Genomic DNA, 15,710 nt, shown 5'->3' on the forward strand with positions numbered 1-15,710 from the left:
CTCTATCCGCTGATGCGTTGTTTTACCCGCGCCTTGAATGCAGCGCGGCCCGCATTGTCGTTGGTGATCGGCTGTTGTGTATCCGCGACCGGAGATGGTGCGGGCTGGCTATGCGAAAGCACTGGCGCAAGGCGGGCTTTGGCAAGCAAGTCGGCGTCTTTGAAGTACAACACCTGTTCGCCCATGATCGGTGCGCGCCCTGCAAGCAGGATCAGCATTTCACCGGCCTTGGTTACCTCGCCGCTTGCATCGGTGCGCATGCCGGCCATGGTCATACATTCATCGGGGGTCATCAGGGGACGAGCGACTTCCGTGGTACTTTCGGAAATGCTGGTGCCCGGTTTGTCCAGACTTTGCGACCGGCTCTTGCGCCGCTGCACAATGGTGGTTTTGCCGGTCATGTCAGACAACAGCTTGGCCGTCTCGATACGGTTCGGTGCATAGGCGATTTTCACATGCGCGTTTGAGGTAATCGCTTCCTCGCGGCCATATGCTTTCTGGATCTGCGCCAAGTCCTGAATGATGATGAAGGCTTTCAGGCCATAGCCAGCCATAAAGGCCAAGGCTTTTTCAAAAATCTCCAACTTGCCAACACTGGTGAACTCGTCCAACATCAACAACAGCCGGTGCTTGTAATGCTTGACCGCGCGCCCTTCCTTGAAGTCCATAGAAGCGGTCAGGCGTGTCAAAAACTGGTTGAGCAGGATCCGCACCAACGGGCGCAAGCGCGCGATATCTGCCGGCGAAATCACAATGTAAAGCGTCATTGGGTGATCGGCGCTCATCAGATCGGCAATGGTAAAATCACAGGCCGATGTGTTACGCGCAACAATCGGGTCAGAATAAAGCGCAAGCTGACTGGTGCCGGTGGAGTGGACACCGGAGCGCTCATTGCTGGCGCGCTTGCGCATGCGTGCAGCGCCCCGCCGCACTTCGGCATTTACCGCCTCGCGCTTGTGGTCAAACGCCTCCATGTCGCGCAAAAGCCGGTCGAAGCTATCATCTTCCTTGGCCTGTTTTCCGCTGGCCCGCTCTGAAATAGTTCGGCGGATTTCTTCGTCCTTTACTCCCTCGTCCATGTCATCGCCAACGGACATAAAGGCATGTACATCGGCAAGAGTCGCCGTGCGCTTTTCATTAGCTTGAATTCGGTAAATCACATGCAAGATGGCCGTGGACAGCCACGAGAACCCCTCCTGCATCCAGAAATCTTTCATGCCAGTGCCGTCCGGGTCGATAATCATCGCGGCGATGTTCTGGCAATCGGCAATTTCGTGGTCGCTGCCCTTGCGGATCTCGGCAAGCGGATTGTAACGGCAGGAGCCGGCAACAGCGGCCGGATCAAAGCGCATGATGCGCTGGCCCTGCTTGGCCCGCCAACCAGCGGTAAGCGCGAAGTTCTCGCCTTTGATATCCAGAACCAGCGCACTTTCGCGCCAAGAAAGCAGTGTAGGCAACACCAGTCCCACGCCCTTCCCCGATCTGGTGGGCGCAAAGGCCAACACGTGTTCCGGCCCATCATGGCGCAGCGTCTGCAGCTCTTGCCCTTCGGCCCGCCAGCCGCCAACCACCACGCCTTCACTGCGCAGCAAGCCGCTTTCCTCAACATCTTTTTGCGTCGCCCAAGCTGCACTACCGTGCAAGGAACCAGACTGATGTTCGCCGCTGGTGGTGGTGTTGCCAATACGGCTCATCAGCGCGCGGCCGGTCATGGTGGTGGCAAGCCCGCCAACAATCCCGCCCCAGAAGATGTACTGCATGATCTGAGGAATTTCGCCGCGCTTGGCAAGCCCCAAAAGCCAGCGCCACCAAGCGCCAGATGAGGGATCAAAGCCATTGTAAAGGTTCCAGCCGGCAAACCAGATTGCCAGCATAACGCCAAGAGAAAGTAGACCGAAGAGCTGCACCATTAGTGAAACGCGTCCTTTAGGACGTAGCGGTTGTGCTTCATCTCCCACATATCGGAGATGCCGCGACGCCCGTAATTGTCCCGTTTGATGTGAATAACCAGATCAACCATGCCGCCCATAAAGCTCGCTACATCTTCAAGCCGTTGGCCTGAAGCGTCGATATTGGCTTGAAAGCGTGCCGGTACCATTTGCGGGCTCTCCGCATGGACGGTACACATCCAACCGCGCGCGCCTGTGTTCAAGACGTTGAGGGCTGCAAAAGCATTCTGGGTGGAGATTTCGCCAAACAGGATATTGTCGGGCGAAATCCGCATCTTATGGTCATAGAGCTGTTGCCATGTGCGCAGTCCTGCCCCTTGGGCCGCATCGCGCGAGGCAATCAGTGCCGTCCCGTTCCAGAACCGCTCAACACTCAGCTCCGGCGTATCCTCCGCACTCACCACCCGCCGCTCATCTGGAAGAAATGACAGGAGGTTATTCAAGAGCGTGGTCTTACCGGTGTTGGTGCTGCCCGATATGACGATATTCCACTGCTGCTCTAGCGCCCGTTCGATATAGGCAATGTGCTCATCATCCAGCCCCATATCATGCAAGGAAATCGCGTGCGGATGCTTGCAACGGACCGCCAATGACAAGCCGGTCGCAACCGATGGTCCAACCAGACACTCAAAGCGGTGCCCTGCTGGCAATATGCTTGAAACAGAAGGGTGATTGTCCTCGCAAAACTGGAGGCCTGCCACATTGGCAAGGGCACGGCATATCTGCACGATCTTGTTGTGCGTAAGGCCAGCGTCCTCAACCTCGCTTAATCGCTCCCTCGCACCGCGCCGCTCGATGATGATGCGCCCCGGCGCGCGCATGCGCACCTCAACCACCTGCGGGTTGGCGTAGTGCTGCGCCAATGGGCGCAGCAATTGATTGAGTAGAAGGTTACCAGACATCAATCGTCGTCCGGGCAGTTAGTCGTACGCGAACCAGTTGAGCTTTCAGTTTCTTCTCTGGTTTTTGTCCATGCAGAAACTTCTATTCTTCCATCTGGTAAAACAGTTCTAGTGCGCTCATAGTGCGCATAGATATGTTTGAGCCACCACCGCACCGTATCGCAGCTGTGTATGACAATAACGTTGGTTACTCGGTATGGACCGTTGGAGCCTGAAAGCTTCCGAGTGTGCCCCCCTGCAATACGCTCTGCGAAGGCTTGCCCAGATCCTGTACGTCCACGATATCCGACTCCACCATAACCTCCGTAACTAAGTTCCGCCCGATCAAGGTTTGACTTTGTTTCTTTCGTTCTATGACAAAGATCACCAAGATTTTTCACTTCACCGTCACCAATGACGAATTCGTATGTTGTCTCATCTGGGCGCTGGTAGACTTCAACGTCTTTCGTCGGGACAAACCCAATACACTTTTCGTAATATTTCTTATCTTCCTGAAGAACATTTTTCTTCTCAGAAAGCGTATAAGCGACCGCCTCTGAGCCCGCGAGAATGGTATCTGTCGCCACCGGATACGAACTACCATCAACCGAGATTGTCACAGTCGACAACGGCATGGCTGTCTTGTTCTCGTCGTCATACTTCCAATTGGTCACCTCCACATTGTGCGCAAAGGTCGTTTTGGATTGCTGACAGGCACTGACATAAACCCGTGAGGGGTTGTCGTAGTAAAAGCGCTCCATACCGTAAGAAACACCAGCGGACAGGTCGTGATTGAATAGTGCCGGGTTCATACACGTGTCTGTCGTTGCCTTGATCGCCACATTGGCGCTTTCATCAGGCGTACAGTCGCTAATGTAGCGCGGGGAACCGTCAACCGTGATTTGCGTGCGGTATTGCGGGGTTGCTTCCAGACCTGCCAAGTTCACGATAAACTCGCACACATCAACACCACCGCTCTTAAACACCTTCTTGTGTGTATAGGTGTTCTCAGTGGTCATACATGGCGAGCCTTGGAAGTACTGACCGCCCTTTTCATAGGTCCACATCGCCATTTCGGTAGACTTGCCGCCTGCAAAGTCATGGCGCATGGTGCAGCCTTCGGCTGTCTTGGTCATCTTGATTTCTGGAATGGTCTTGCTTGGCTGGCACTCGCGCACCGTCTGCAAGTTGTTATTGGCGTTGGTGTAGACAAGCGAGGTCTGCACTCGTGCCACACCCTTTTCCAAATCCAGATCCAGCGGGCACTTTTCCGCCTCGGTAATGGTAAAGGTTTTGTCCGTATCCGGCTGGCATTCACCCAGTTCATGCCGTGCCGCTTTATCATCTAGATAATACTGCACGTATTGCGGCTGCGCCTGCATCTTGTCGATATCGACAAAATCGGTACAACCCGAATAGCTCTTTTGAATGGTGAAATTGGTGCCACTGTCAGAGCAAGCCTCCTCAGAGGTCATCACCCCATCCTCAAAGGTCTGGGTCTTGGACTGCTGACGCACCACGCCTTGTGCCAGATCAACCACCACCTTGCAGCCTTCCGTTGTGGTGCGCACTTCGGACTTGGCCGGTGTTTTTTTCTCATCCTTGCGCCGCTCTGGTGTTTTGTAGGCACTTTGCTGCTGACCACTGCGCGCCCCGCCTGCCCCGCCACCGGACTTGCGGCCGCTATCACCCTGCACCTGTTGCTTTTCTTTGTCTTTCTCTTCTTCTTTCTTTTCCTCGTCCTTCTCGTTCTCGGGGTCTTCATGCAGCTTCTTCAGGGCCGCAACGAACTCACCCTCGTGACCGTTAATGTCGAGGATCTCTTCCGGTTTAATCTCCGGATCATCAACCTTGAACTGGGTGGTGAAGTGTTCCGCGTTCAGATCGACAAAGCGCTTGTCTTTGCGCAGGCGTGTCACAACAGCCTGACCGACCTTTTCCCCGTCAACCGTGACATAGCGGGTAAATCCTTCTGCCGTCACACCGGCAATGCTGACCGGCTCGGCCAAGTCTGGCGCGGCTTTGATTTCAAATTCAAGCGGAACGGCCCGCTCTTCAAAAATCGGGGTTTTGATCTTGGCCGCCACCTGAAACAGCTTTTCGCGCAACGCACTGGCCGCCTTGTTCTGCGTCACCGCATTGGCTTCAGACTGCTTGACCTCGCCCGCAGTTGCAGCTGTTCCCGTCCCTTGCGCCGCATAGACCGGCACCGTCCATTGAAGCAGCAGGGCTGCCAGCACTAAATGTCTTTTTGGCATAACGTCTACCTTTCAAATTTAGGTACTTATGGCTTTGCCAAGTACCAGTCGTATTCAGGGCGAATTTGCACCCGTGTGCCCTGAGAAATGCGAATGACGGGCTTGAGATCGACCGTCTCTTCAAGAAAATGAGAACTTAAAAGACCAATGTTTTCGGAGATCCCGGAAAGGGCTTCGCGGGCCGTGTCGGCGTTCTTTGGTCCCAGCCGGCTGGAAAGGGAAACCGCACTTTCAACAGCCGCCCCAATGCCAACCGTGATCACCGCCGAGCCATATCGCTCCCACCACCGGTTATCGACGTCACCTGACAGACCCGCATACCCTTGTGGGTCGCCTACTTTAGCTGCGAGCTGGAAAATCTCGGCGCGGCTCTCACCCAGCAAGATCCGCTTGCACTTGAACGGCACTCTTGATTGCCCCGCCTTCTCTGCACTTTCATAGGAACAGATCATGCGTGAGCCCTTCGGGATCAGAATGTTGCGACCGTGGTATCCAAACACATCACGCGACACCTGAATAACGGCTGTGCCAGCATCGGAAAGCTGCGAGTTAACCCCGGTTTCCATGATGCCCGTGATATAGCGATCCGCCGCCACAATACGGCTGTTGTCGACCGCGCTGGTACTGATCCGGTTGGCCGCCTGATACTGGTCGTTCTGCGGGTCAATCCCTTCTGGCGGCGCAAAGGCCGGCAACACGGCGCTGCTGGCGTTCATCTGCCGCATGGTGCCAAAACTGGATCCCCCGCTTTGCCCAAGCGTGCCCTTACCGCCAAGACGGGACTGGGCAGAGGTCCGGTTTGCCAATCCCGCTTGTAGTTCCAACTCCAAAGGATCTGGCACACGCGGCTTGGGCGGTGTCAGCACCACCGGCACTTCCACATATTTGATGCGCTCAACCTCAACCGGCTTTTCGACCTCTTTGGTCTCCACCACCGGCACTTCTTGTTTGACGACAACAGGAGGAAGCTGGACAACCTGCACAGGCACCGGCTTCGGTGTTGGCTTGCGATACTCAAACACCGCTTTGTTGGTCGCAGGGAGCCCGCGTGGCTCTGGCTGGGTTTCTTCGCAAAAGCCCCCAAGGGACAGGCCTACGCCAAGGAATAACTCGCATAGCGCCATGTCATTCCCCTTTGTATTGGATACACATGAAGCTCTGCCCGCTTTTCAGCGTGATCAGTTTATGCGTCGATTCAATAATGTAAGTGGTGCCTGACACGCGGGTGTTCACCAGCTCGTCAATCCCGTCGACCACCACATAGGCGGTTGGCAATTCAATGTCGGTCCACTTGTCTCCAAACTGGATGTACGTGAAGTAGTCATCGCGAAAGACGTTTTCCGGCTTCAGCTCTTTAGATCCCCAGAGCTTGTAATCACCCCAGCCGCGCAAACGGGCAGGGTCATACTTGGCGTTCTTTACAAAATCCTTAGGCCCGCTTACCGGCTTGGCTGGCGCACCAAAACCGGTCATCGGCAAAGGGGTGGCGGAGCTGGAAAAGTTGACGTGCGCCCCTTGCGGCTTGCGCTTGCGGGTAATCTTGAAAGAAAGATCCGGCACTTTGCGAGAGTTGAATCCCTCTGCCCGCAGGTAGAAGGAAAACACCTCGCCGCTCTTGGTATAAACCTGCAAGCTGGTATCAACACCGGAGCCAAGCGGTTTAACAACCAACGTGTTGGCGCTGCGCTTTTGCACCTCAAAGCGGCTACCATCGCCAAGGTCCGCATCTGTAACCACCACATCAGCGGGCAACTGGATCGCGGTTACCATGAATTCGCGCAGGCGCACCTTGTAGATACACTCGCCGCATTCGACCTGCGAATGTATGCCGCCCTTGCTGCCGGCCTTGTCCCATGCAGATTGGATCTGCCCGCCTGCTGCTGTTGGCCGTACCATATTGCCATAATTGCCCTGCCGCTGTTGGGCGGCCTGTTGCAACATATCTTTGGTGACACCGCGCGGACCTGCGGCATTGGCTGTCTGGAAGCTCGCCGTTACCTTGGCTTGTGCATTGGCCGCCCCCGGAGGGCCTGCCAGCGGTGTTTGCGCGCAAGCGATGCCGGTTGAGAAAGCAAGCAAACCAGCGGTAAAAATAAGGGTCTTAGTCATTGGTCTTTTCTTTCACAACCATATCTAGAATGCGGATACCAAGAGGGTTTTCGTAGCGCTCGGCCTCGGTTACCTCTGAAGGGCGGGTGGTCATTTCCAAATAAGCAACCAGCTCCCGCGCCTCGGGCTCCTCATCTGCTAATTTGTCCGTTTGGGTGAAATCGACGGCGTATTGATGCACGCCGTCATAGCTGTCTACATGGCTGGCGCTGTGCACAGTGATCGAGCGGTTCAGCCCGTCTTTCAGCGCTTCCTTGATGCGTTGTTCATTGTCGTTCAAAAACGAATTGAAGTGGTCCACGTCCGAAAACACCCGCACCTCTTCAAAGCGTTTGTTCTGGGTCAAACCGTCAATTGCCAGAATGTTGGCGGTGTAGCGGCGGGACATTTGTTCCAAGAACAATTGAAAGCCGTCCACCTCGACAGAAATTGGCTCCACCCGATAAATCCGGCTGTCCTTGGGATCTGCCCGTAACAAGGCAATCTCTGTGGTCTTGAGAGGCAACAAGGTGGTAATTGCATAAATGGCAACGGTCGCCAGCGCTGTTACAACGATGGAGTAAGCTGTCATTAAACGCAGCACCCACGCGATGCGGCGGTGGTTTGTCAGGCGTGAATACGGGTCGGCCTCGAACACAGCTTTGTGTGTGTCCTCTTCCAGCACATCAACGCGCTTTTCGTCTGTGGTTTTGGATTTACGCTGCAACATCGACCCACTCAAATGTTTGTGGCATGTACTCGATTTCTGCGCAGGCGCACGGGCTGCCGCGCATCTCGTCCGTGCCTTCCGGGTCGTAAGGCATTTCGACAGATTTACAGGACGCCAACAAGGAAAAGCTCATTAGAAATATTAGTTTTTTCATGGAATTACGGTGCCTCGGTCTTTATAATTTCGTTGGGTGATTTCACTTTGGGTTTGCCGCCTGAAGCTTCCCCAATTTTGCCTGCGATAGCGCCAACAGCCATTTTCCCTGCGCCAAATCCGACAGAAAGTGCTTTTTTCGCAGCCGTCTTACTTGCCATGGTGCCACCACCAGCAATCGCACCAGCTGCGCTATTGCCTTGGATAGCTGAGGAGAGCATGCCGGAGATATTCACCGCCTCGCTCACAAGAGCCGTGCCGCACCACGCCAAAAACAAACTTGCTAAATAGGTCGGGCTGGATATGCCCATGGCTTCACTGGGCGCGGCATTGGGATCTGCCACCAAGAGGCCCTGCATATTGCTCAGGATGAGGGCAAAGGCTGCTGTAACAAAGCAGACAACAAACATTGAGTTCAGCAACAGCCTTATGGCTGTGGCTAAGGCCTCACGCCCCCACGGGAATGACGACACCATGACAATAAATGGTGAGAATGAGCAAATAATCGTGACCCGAAACAAGGCCACTACCACCTGCGACACAAAACTAATCATCAACAAAAAGAATGGAATAGCTAAGGCCAGCGCCCAAAGATAAACAGCCACAGCCCCAAAGACAGTTGAGTCTTTTATGGCAGCGTCCACCATGTAAATGGGGAACATCAGACCGTTCTCGACTGCCCCAACCAGCCCAACTATACCACTTGAGGGAGCATTGCCTTGCACCGCTCCCATGATTTGTGCCGCCAAGCTGGATAAGGTTGTCACCACTGCGCTGAAAACGCTGGAAACCAAGCCTTCTCCAAGCCCTACCATCAACACAAAACCGATGCACACACCCATGAACTCACGGGCCACAGCCGCCATAGATTGACCGCCCGTGTTGAGTTGCACCCCGCGCACCACGACCCAAATCGCAACAATGGCAATAAAAAAGCTAAGCATAGGCTCGTAAATCAGCCCCATGACCTGATCGACAACCCCAGAGGAATTGGCCTCATACTCACCAAAGATCGTGCAGGAAATACAGTTGTCACTCATCAGCGGCCCCCTCCACTAGGCCCGCTTCCAAGCCTACGTGTGTATTTAGCGTTGCCGCCGATTGAACCTTGAGAAGCTGGGCAAGCAATTGGTTTGTTTGGGCTTGCTGGGCAAGCTGGGCGACATTTACCTCGATCAACACCTGCAGTCTGGCATTGACCGTCTGCGCGCTGGACCCGGCGCTTTTGTATTCCTGCGCGGCTTTTAAAGCTTCAACAGCCGCTTCCTGCGCACTGTCCGCATGCGCCATACCCTTGGTGGTCGCCTTGCCTATCACCCGCTCACGATTGGCTCTCACCTGCTTTTGTTTGGCGCTTTTTTCCTGCCAAGAACCCTTGCGCATTTCCTCGGTCGAAAGCGTCAAGCCTTTCTTGTAGGCATCGCCGCGCTGACATATGGAGCCAAGCGATACGTCATCAAAATTGACGTTCGGCATCAGACTTTTGTAGTCGGGAACAAGACAATTCATGTCCGACATGATTTGCCCGGACATTTTGGTAAAGTTGACCGAAGGAACGGAGATGTTGCCAACCTCACCAATGCTTTCCATGGTCTTGGTCACTTCATCTTGCACACTCTTCAAAGTGTCGAGTTGTTCTTTTGCCGCCTCAACCTGCTTCTTTAGCTCGGCAAGTTGCAGCTTGGCCTCCGTGAGCCCTTTGATATCAATGACAGTCATTGCGGCATGACCTGCTTGACTGTTTGCCAGCAGACACACCAAAACTGATGCGGCTGTTAAATATGCGCGAGCCATTCCGCCCCCCATTTTTGTTTGATTGCTTGCAGATCCGCATTGGCGGTTGTGCCGGCCCGATAGAAGCGCAAGGCATCCGCACCAAGGCCGGAGAGATCCACGTCGATAATTGCGCTTTCATCAAATCCGCTGGACAGATCGCGCTTGACCACCAACACATGCCGTCCCTTGCCAAGCTGCCGCTCGCCCTTAATGAAGGCGATTTGGTCACCGGTCAGGTTAAACGGCTCCAGACTTTCGGTGCTGGCCTGCGAGTTGGGTAGAAAAATCAAAGTCTGCGCGTTTTTGATCATCCCTTGCGCATCCGGGAACGAATACAGCGCTTCAGGATCTTGAAAGGCCAAGCCCACCAATCCATTCAACTTGCGGTATTCGCGGAACATTTGCAGCACCACAGAGCGGAAGCCGGCGTTTTGCAAAAGATTGGCCGCTTCATCAACAAAGATCGAAAACCCGCCACGATTGGCCTTGGCAGCTTCAGAAATCGCCGTGGCAATATGAGCCACCAATGCAGGGCCAAGGCTGCTATCTTCCAGCGCCTCGTTCATATTGATGCCAACCAAATGGCTTTGCTCCAAGAAGCCTCTGATCCGGTCGCGCGGCTCGTTAAACACATGGGCAAACTGCCCCGCATTGCCCTTGGCCGTGGTCACCCAGCGCGCCAGCGCGGTCTTGATCTCGCTGCGCGCAGGGAACGCCGCATCATAGATATTGCTCAAAGTACGCTCAGGCGGCGTAAGCACGCTTGCCATATCAAGGGCAACCTTGAGATCATCATCCATGCTTTCGCTGTAGGCATTGCCAAGCATGGCTTTGAGAACCGCCATTGCCCGCAAGGAAGCGGCCTTGTCTTCAAGATCCGTATCCAGCGGATTGAGCGCCAAATCCTCATAGCCTTGATAGGTGCCGCCCATGGCCTCAATCATGAAACGCGCGCCTTCTTTGGAGTCAAAGATGTAGTTGCGCACGCCTGCGAACTTGGAAAGCCCGCCAAGCAGATGCATGATAAGCGTGGATTTACCCGCACCGGTCGGCGCAAATACCAGATAGTTTCCCGCGCTTTGCGGCTTGTCCGAGACGTGGAACTGGAAGGCGTAGTTTTGTGCGGTCGGGGTTTTAAAAAGCCGCACAGGCCGGTCGCCAAACGGGCTTGAATAAAGCCCCTCCGGCGAATACTGAAACGGCCAAAGCGTCGCAAGGTTCACATCATAGAGCCGGAGCGGGCGCAAGGCCTTCTCCCGCCCCGGCATTCGGTTAAACCAGCTGACCGCCGCCCCGCCGGTTTCCACCGAATAAACTATTCTATTCTTGCTCAAGATCTCCGCCACCGCGTCAATCAGCTCGCTCATTTCCTCTTGCGAGCGGGCGCGAATGGTGATCTGAAACTGGGTCTCGTAGTAAGTGTTCTTGCGGTTTACAAGATCGTCCTTCAAAGAGTGCAGCTCTTCAAGCACGCTGTCATTGCCGAAGAAGTTGTTCTCCTGCTCCATGATTTGACGCGTGTAGATCGCAACCGCCCGCTCGTTATTCAATGGGCGGGCATATTGAAACACCTCAAGCTCTCCATGCAGGGCAAGGATTTGCGCAATGATGTGGCCGCTGGCGACAGTGGACCATAAACGCACACCGATCACCTTGCCGAGCCGCTCATCAGGCGTTGCTGTGTGGATCTCGCCCGACTTGTCAAAGCGCAAGTCACAGGCCGGAATTGATGCGCTCACGGCGCGGCTGATCCGTGGCAGATCTTCGCGCAAGTCGCCGCAAACCAAATAATTGATAAACCGGGTAAGCTGGCAGGGCTCACTGCTGCCTTTAGCCGCGAGCACATCGCGCACCTTGTATTCGGACAAGGCTTGCAGTGCCGACCGGCAGGCTTTTTCAAGCGCTTTGGGTTTCTTGCTTGAGAACACCAAAAACCACTCAATGCCATAGGCTTTGGAATAGAGTTCCTGCTCCGCCTTGCCGATTACCTCCAAGGACGGTGCCGGCCAAGCGGCGGCAAAAGAGGCGTCCCGCTGGCGTTTCACCCCAAACAAGCGCAGGTTCACCCCGTCAGTCACGTTCTGATGCAACCAGTTTGCCCGCCGCTGTGACTGGGAGGTTTCCTGCTCAAACGGCATGGTTTCATAGGGCAGGCCTTTGAGTGTCAGGACACGCATTGCACTGCCGTCTTTCAACAAAACTGTCTTACCGTCCTCGGCAAATTCGTCGAACTCCAGCTCGTGCGCCAACCAATCATGGTCCACGTCACCCAGCACCCAGCTACGCGATTTTTTGAAAGCCATGGCAGCGCCCAAACCGGCAGCTGCAAATGTTAGTCCTGTACTCACAAACATTACTTTTTCGCCCGCCGTTTCTTGTCTTTTGTGGCCGGTAAGCCGGCAACGAGAACGCGCAAGCCCTTGCCACGATAAAAACCGGTTGGAAGGGTCAGCATGGTTTCGCAGTGGGGATCCTGGCGGCGCAGATAAATGCTGTAGCCAATGGCAGGGGGTACTGAGACCAGTACCACCCCGAATGCCAGCGCATTGCCACCGATCATCCGAAACACCACCACCTCGACGAACACCCCGCAAAACAGCAAAATTGCGAAGAGCGGCGGCATGCCAAAGATGGTTGGCGGTGTTTGTAGATGCGTTAAAACGGTGCTGGAGGCGCGCATTAGCCAGCCCCAAGCAGGGAGCGCGCCGCAGCAGGACCAAAGAAGATCAACGCCCCGCCAAACAGAAAGTGAAACAGCCGGCTATAATCAATCCGCCCGTTGAGCACCGCCCAGATGCCGTAACCGGCAACACCCACACCAACGACCATGGCCGCCAGATCCACCAAACCGGTTTCCAGATCCTTAAACAAGGACTTGGCAGGGGCGGCCCAATCGGAGGCCTGCGCATTGGCAACCATCATCAACAGAGCAACATTTGCCCCTGCCGTAATGCTGTTAAATTTATTGAGAAACTTCATAGTCTTGGCCTTACTTCAAGTTTGCAAAAAACAACCCCACCGCGCACAGGTTCAAAAACGTAAGCAGTGATGTTGTGAAGAAATAGAAACGCAGCTTCTGGTGAAGCGCGCCCAACTGAGTGGCGCTTTGCGTAAGCGCCTGCATGATGCTGTCAGCAGTTGAAGAGGTGAGCTGCTCGCGCAACCGCGCCACCTCTGGAACGATCTTTTCGTATTCATCGCTCACCGCCTCAGACAGGCATTCAGCCGCATGATCGGTCGCTTTCTGTGAAGCGCACAGCAGGCTTTGTTCAATGCCCTGCACCCCCTCCAACGTGGCCGCAACCAGCTTTTGGTGATCCTCAAGCGCGGCTTGCGCGATAACCGCGTAAATGGAAATCGGGTCTTCCTGGTCCAGCTTGACGCCGCATTCGCGCTGCACCAGCTTTTTCAGCTCCGCAGGGGTGCGCACCAATTGTGCAAGGCTGTCGCTATGGTCCTGTTGTTGCGCTTCGCTCATGGGGCACCTACAGGTTCATCTTGGAAATCTGGGCTTCAAGATCCGCCCACACCGTGCGCAGGCGCTGCTTGCTCATGATCGAGAACGCCTTGTTGTCCTTGGCGCAGGCTTCCTTGTAGGTCAGCCGCTTGTCGAGCATCTCCTGAATGTCAGGACCAAAGGTATCCTTAGACCAGCGCCGCACCGTCCCCAGCGCGTGGAAGCGCGTGACATTGCTGGTGTAAAGCGCGCTCTCTAAAAGCGGCGTCCCGTTCAAGACGACCGGCCCTTCAAGCTCGTTCTGCCACAGCACCACCGGCGTTTCTGTGAAGTTCTCAAGCAGCGCGTTCAAACCGTTGGCGGTATCACGCACCGCCCCACCGCTGGCAACCGGCACGTGGAACATAACCTCCACCCCGTTATCGCGCAGAAGTTGTAAAACATCGGCTTCCTTGAGATAGGCACACAGCGGCATGAAAGTAGAGCCGCCGGTGTCCATGACAAACACCGTTTCCGCTTCCGCCTCGATGAATTTCTCGACGATTTGGTCGAATGCACGCTGGTTGATATTGTGACCATCCTGAATATCAACAGGATTTACATTCAGGCCCTTGTAGCCACTGAACGTCGGGTTGCCGCTGTCTGCATCAATACAGATGAGGTCTTTTTCTACCCCGGCGAAATACTGGGCAAGACTTGCAGAGATGAAGCTCTTGCCAGCACCGCCCTTTACCTGAATGACTATATGTACTTGTGACACAGCTATACTTTCCTACTAGAACTTACTGGTAAACTTGAAATCACTCGGATGCGTTTGAGGGGGCGTCGACGGCGTGCCTTCCACACCTGCGGAAAGGGCTTTCGGCTCGTCGAGAGAGGTCACAGCAACTTGTCTAGCTGTTTGTTCTAACAGCTGTTTTTCCTGACGTTCTTTCCAAATCCGATAGAATGCCGTCTCAGACATTGTGACGATATTGTTTTTCTTCAACGCCCAGAATGCACGCCGAAGAGTTGGAAATTTTGCGTGATACGTCTCGATCTCGACCAAATTTCGGACGAACTCGGCCTTCGCCTCGCCATGGTTTTTCGCCATCGCCGCTGCGCTCCTTGATAATAAGTGTTGTTTAGATTACCGAGAGTCAGGCATAGTGTGCCCGTTGACTCGCAGGGGGTCCTACGAGAATTACAAAGTGATGGGGCTTAGAATGAACAAGCCACCATCCGCTCTTAAGATTTTGGGGTTTGCGTAGCCTTACTCCTGATTGCAGTGCGAAGTTATGGTTCGTACTTGCAAAGGGACGGGTGCTTTTCACTGCTACATAAAAAGCGCCTGTCCCGACCATCTTAAAGCGATGGGTCGCAAGTGGCAGTATATATACCTTGAGTTGAATTACTGGAAAAGCAGAAAACCGCTCAGTTTCTCCAAAAAATAAATGCCAATTATCTTAAATATTTAGGCAAATTATGCAGAAGACATAAACACAAGGAAAATCAATGCCAATTTTGGCATATACACCCTTAAGCTTGTGTCTAACTTTTTCCACAATTCCAAATTGCATTGAGCGCCGCAGGTGCGAATAAGCTGACCGCCATTTTGGCGGCAGGGCCTGCCAAGGCAAAAGTGTGCACACTTTTATTACCCTGCCACCGGAGAAAATGGGAAATTTCGGGAATGTTCGGGAAAGTTCGGGAAACTTGGAGGGACTTCGGGAATGTTCGGGAAACTTCGGGAAAGAGCGCAAAACTTCAGGAATCATCGGGAAAATGATTCATTTTTGGAGCCGTTCTTACGGGAAAGCTTGAAAATTATCGGGAAACCAATGTGGTCAAGATAAAAAACAGAAAATGCGCCCTGATAGGCGCATTTGTAGCGTCAAAGAAGAGGAAATCAGGCGCTGCGTGCCCCACATCAGCAGGCACAAAAAACCCCTTACAAGGGGCTTAAAATCCATTTGTGCTTATATGCTAGATGCAAGCAGCTCCTCTAGATCGATTTGAACACGTCCTTTCTGACAGAAAGATGTAAATATACACATTGCTTATGTATAAAGCGCGTTTTTAGTCATGCAAAATGCAATTTGCTCTATCCCGTTGAGATTTCGTATATTTTAAATCAATAGAATTCAAATATTAACATCTTCTCTACTTCTCACCATCATATTTCTACATCACAATAATTGACAGGCCATGTCATTAAAGCAAATGTACCTAAGGTTGTTTTATTATTTTTCTAACGAGCATATGTATTGACCCAGTGAATTCCTGCTCATGCTACAGTGAGGAAAATGGTAGCGATGAGTGAGACATTGGAAGACGGTTTCAAGCGTTGGACAGCGAAGCGCAAATCGGCGCTTGTTATTGAGATCCTGCAGGGCAAGACGACGGTGGCCGAGGCTAGCCGTTCTTACGACCTGTCCC

The 15,710-nt window shown here is 53.8% G+C and carries 15 protein-coding genes; all 15 read right to left on the reverse strand.

Features of this window, described 5'->3' with window-relative positions:
* Nucleotides 1–2: 2 nt before the first annotated feature.
* The 15 genes from AYK82_RS15130 to AYK82_RS15195 are packed head-to-tail and all read right to left on the reverse strand — an operon-like array spanning nt 3 to nt 14,385.
* Nucleotides 3–1,910 carry a type IV secretory system conjugative DNA transfer family protein gene (locus tag AYK82_RS15130; protein WP_068317860.1) on the reverse strand — a complete coding sequence of 636 codons (1,908 nt, stop codon included), beginning with the start codon at nt 1,908–1,910 and terminating at the stop codon, nt 3–5.
* Nucleotides 1,910–2,851 carry an ATPase, T2SS/T4P/T4SS family gene (locus tag AYK82_RS15135; protein WP_068317863.1) on the reverse strand — a complete coding sequence of 314 codons (942 nt, stop codon included), beginning with the start codon at nt 2,849–2,851 and terminating at the stop codon, nt 1,910–1,912. The genes AYK82_RS15130 and AYK82_RS15135 overlap by 1 nt, the downstream gene beginning before the upstream one ends.
* Entirely contained in the window at nt 2,851–5,088 is a 2,238-nt protein-coding gene (locus AYK82_RS15140) for a hypothetical protein (protein ID WP_068317865.1), read from the reverse strand. The genes AYK82_RS15135 and AYK82_RS15140 overlap by 1 nt, the downstream gene beginning before the upstream one ends.
* 26 nt (nt 5,089–5,114) lie before the next feature.
* Nucleotides 5,115–6,212 carry a TraB/TrbI/VirB10 family type IV secretion system protein gene (locus tag AYK82_RS15145; protein ID WP_068317867.1) on the reverse strand — a complete coding sequence of 366 codons (1,098 nt, stop codon included), beginning with the start codon at nt 6,210–6,212 and terminating at the stop codon, nt 5,115–5,117.
* 1 nt (nt 6,213) lies between these two features.
* Nucleotides 6,214–7,197, reverse strand: coding sequence for a TrbG/VirB9 family P-type conjugative transfer protein (locus AYK82_RS15150; protein ID WP_068317870.1), 984 nt, complete (start codon nt 7,195–7,197; stop codon nt 6,214–6,216).
* Nucleotides 7,190–7,906 carry a VirB8/TrbF family protein gene (locus AYK82_RS15155; protein WP_068317876.1) on the reverse strand — a complete coding sequence of 239 codons (717 nt, stop codon included), beginning with the start codon at nt 7,904–7,906 and terminating at the stop codon, nt 7,190–7,192. Before AYK82_RS15155 ends, AYK82_RS15150 begins: the two co-directional genes overlap by 8 nt.
* Nucleotides 7,893–8,060, reverse strand: a complete 168-nt coding sequence (locus AYK82_RS18055) for a hypothetical protein (RefSeq protein ID WP_156453396.1) — start codon at nt 8,058–8,060, stop codon at nt 7,893–7,895. Before AYK82_RS18055 ends, AYK82_RS15155 begins: the two co-directional genes overlap by 14 nt.
* 4 nt (nt 8,061–8,064) lie before the next feature.
* Nucleotides 8,065–9,099: a hypothetical protein gene (locus AYK82_RS15160; RefSeq protein WP_068317881.1), complete on the reverse strand. Its 1,035-nt coding sequence runs from the start codon at nt 9,097–9,099 to the stop codon at nt 8,065–8,067.
* Nucleotides 9,092–9,853 carry a hypothetical protein gene (locus tag AYK82_RS15165; protein WP_068317885.1) on the reverse strand — a complete coding sequence of 254 codons (762 nt, stop codon included), beginning with the start codon at nt 9,851–9,853 and terminating at the stop codon, nt 9,092–9,094. The genes AYK82_RS15160 and AYK82_RS15165 overlap by 8 nt, the downstream gene beginning before the upstream one ends.
* Entirely contained in the window at nt 9,835–12,189 is a 2,355-nt protein-coding gene (locus tag AYK82_RS15170; RefSeq protein ID WP_068317890.1) for a VirB4 family type IV secretion system protein, read from the reverse strand. Before AYK82_RS15170 ends, AYK82_RS15165 begins: the two co-directional genes overlap by 19 nt.
* Nucleotides 12,189–12,515 (reverse strand): hypothetical protein, encoded by a 327-nt coding sequence (locus tag AYK82_RS15175; RefSeq protein WP_068317893.1) that lies wholly within the window; start codon nt 12,513–12,515, stop codon nt 12,189–12,191. Before AYK82_RS15175 ends, AYK82_RS15170 begins: the two co-directional genes overlap by 1 nt.
* Nucleotides 12,515–12,814, reverse strand: a complete 300-nt coding sequence (locus tag AYK82_RS15180; protein WP_068317897.1) for a TrbC/VirB2 family protein — start codon at nt 12,812–12,814, stop codon at nt 12,515–12,517. Before AYK82_RS15180 ends, AYK82_RS15175 begins: the two co-directional genes overlap by 1 nt.
* A 10-nt stretch (nt 12,815–12,824) precedes the next feature.
* Nucleotides 12,825–13,313 carry a hypothetical protein gene (locus tag AYK82_RS15185; protein WP_068317900.1) on the reverse strand — a complete coding sequence of 163 codons (489 nt, stop codon included), beginning with the start codon at nt 13,311–13,313 and terminating at the stop codon, nt 12,825–12,827.
* A gap of 7 nt (nt 13,314–13,320) precedes the next feature.
* On the reverse strand, nt 13,321–14,052 hold the full coding sequence (locus AYK82_RS15190; protein WP_068317903.1) for a nucleotide-binding protein: 732 nt from the start codon (nt 14,050–14,052) through the stop codon (nt 13,321–13,323).
* 15 nt (nt 14,053–14,067) lie between these two features.
* Nucleotides 14,068–14,385 (reverse strand): hypothetical protein, encoded by a 318-nt coding sequence (locus tag AYK82_RS15195; RefSeq protein WP_068317905.1) that lies wholly within the window; start codon nt 14,383–14,385, stop codon nt 14,068–14,070.
* Between the last annotated feature and the right edge of the window lie 1,325 nt (nt 14,386–15,710).

It is taken from the genome of Polycladidibacter hongkongensis (genome assembly GCF_001561995.1).
Lineage (GTDB): Bacteria > Pseudomonadota > Alphaproteobacteria > Rhizobiales > Stappiaceae > Pseudovibrio > Pseudovibrio hongkongensis.

Bases quoted from the DNA above. Each gene is read 5' to 3' on its own strand.
- AYK82_RS15130 (WP_068317860.1), bottom strand. From the start codon at position 1,910: ATGGTGCAGCTCTTCGGTCTACTTTCTCTTGGCGTTATGCTGGCAATC.
- AYK82_RS15135 (WP_068317863.1), bottom strand. From the start codon at position 2,851: ATGTCTGGTAACCTTCTACTCAATCAATTGCTGCGCCCATTGGCGCAG.
- AYK82_RS15140 (WP_068317865.1), bottom strand. From the start codon at position 5,088: ATGCCAAAAAGACATTTAGTGCTGGCAGCCCTGCTGCTTCAATGGACG.
- AYK82_RS15145 (WP_068317867.1), bottom strand. From the start codon at position 6,212: ATGGCGCTATGCGAGTTATTCCTTGGCGTAGGCCTGTCCCTTGGGGGC.
- AYK82_RS15150 (WP_068317870.1), bottom strand. From the start codon at position 7,197: ATGACTAAGACCCTTATTTTTACCGCTGGTTTGCTTGCTTTCTCAACC.
- AYK82_RS15155 (WP_068317876.1), bottom strand. From the start codon at position 7,906: ATGTTGCAGCGTAAATCCAAAACCACAGACGAAAAGCGCGTTGATGTG.
- AYK82_RS18055 (WP_156453396.1), bottom strand. From the start codon at position 8,060: ATGAAAAAACTAATATTTCTAATGAGCTTTTCCTTGTTGGCGTCCTGT.
- AYK82_RS15160 (WP_068317881.1), bottom strand. From the start codon at position 9,099: ATGAGTGACAACTGTATTTCCTGCACGATCTTTGGTGAGTATGAGGCC.
- AYK82_RS15165 (WP_068317885.1), bottom strand. From the start codon at position 9,853: ATGGCTCGCGCATATTTAACAGCCGCATCAGTTTTGGTGTGTCTGCTG.
- AYK82_RS15170 (WP_068317890.1), bottom strand. From the start codon at position 12,189: ATGTTTGTGAGTACAGGACTAACATTTGCAGCTGCCGGTTTGGGCGCT.
- AYK82_RS15175 (WP_068317893.1), bottom strand. From the start codon at position 12,515: ATGCGCGCCTCCAGCACCGTTTTAACGCATCTACAAACACCGCCAACC.
- AYK82_RS15180 (WP_068317897.1), bottom strand. From the start codon at position 12,814: ATGAAGTTTCTCAATAAATTTAACAGCATTACGGCAGGGGCAAATGTT.
- AYK82_RS15185 (WP_068317900.1), bottom strand. From the start codon at position 13,313: ATGAGCGAAGCGCAACAACAGGACCATAGCGACAGCCTTGCACAATTG.
- AYK82_RS15195 (WP_068317905.1), bottom strand. From the start codon at position 14,385: ATGGCGAAAAACCATGGCGAGGCGAAGGCCGAGTTCGTCCGAAATTTG.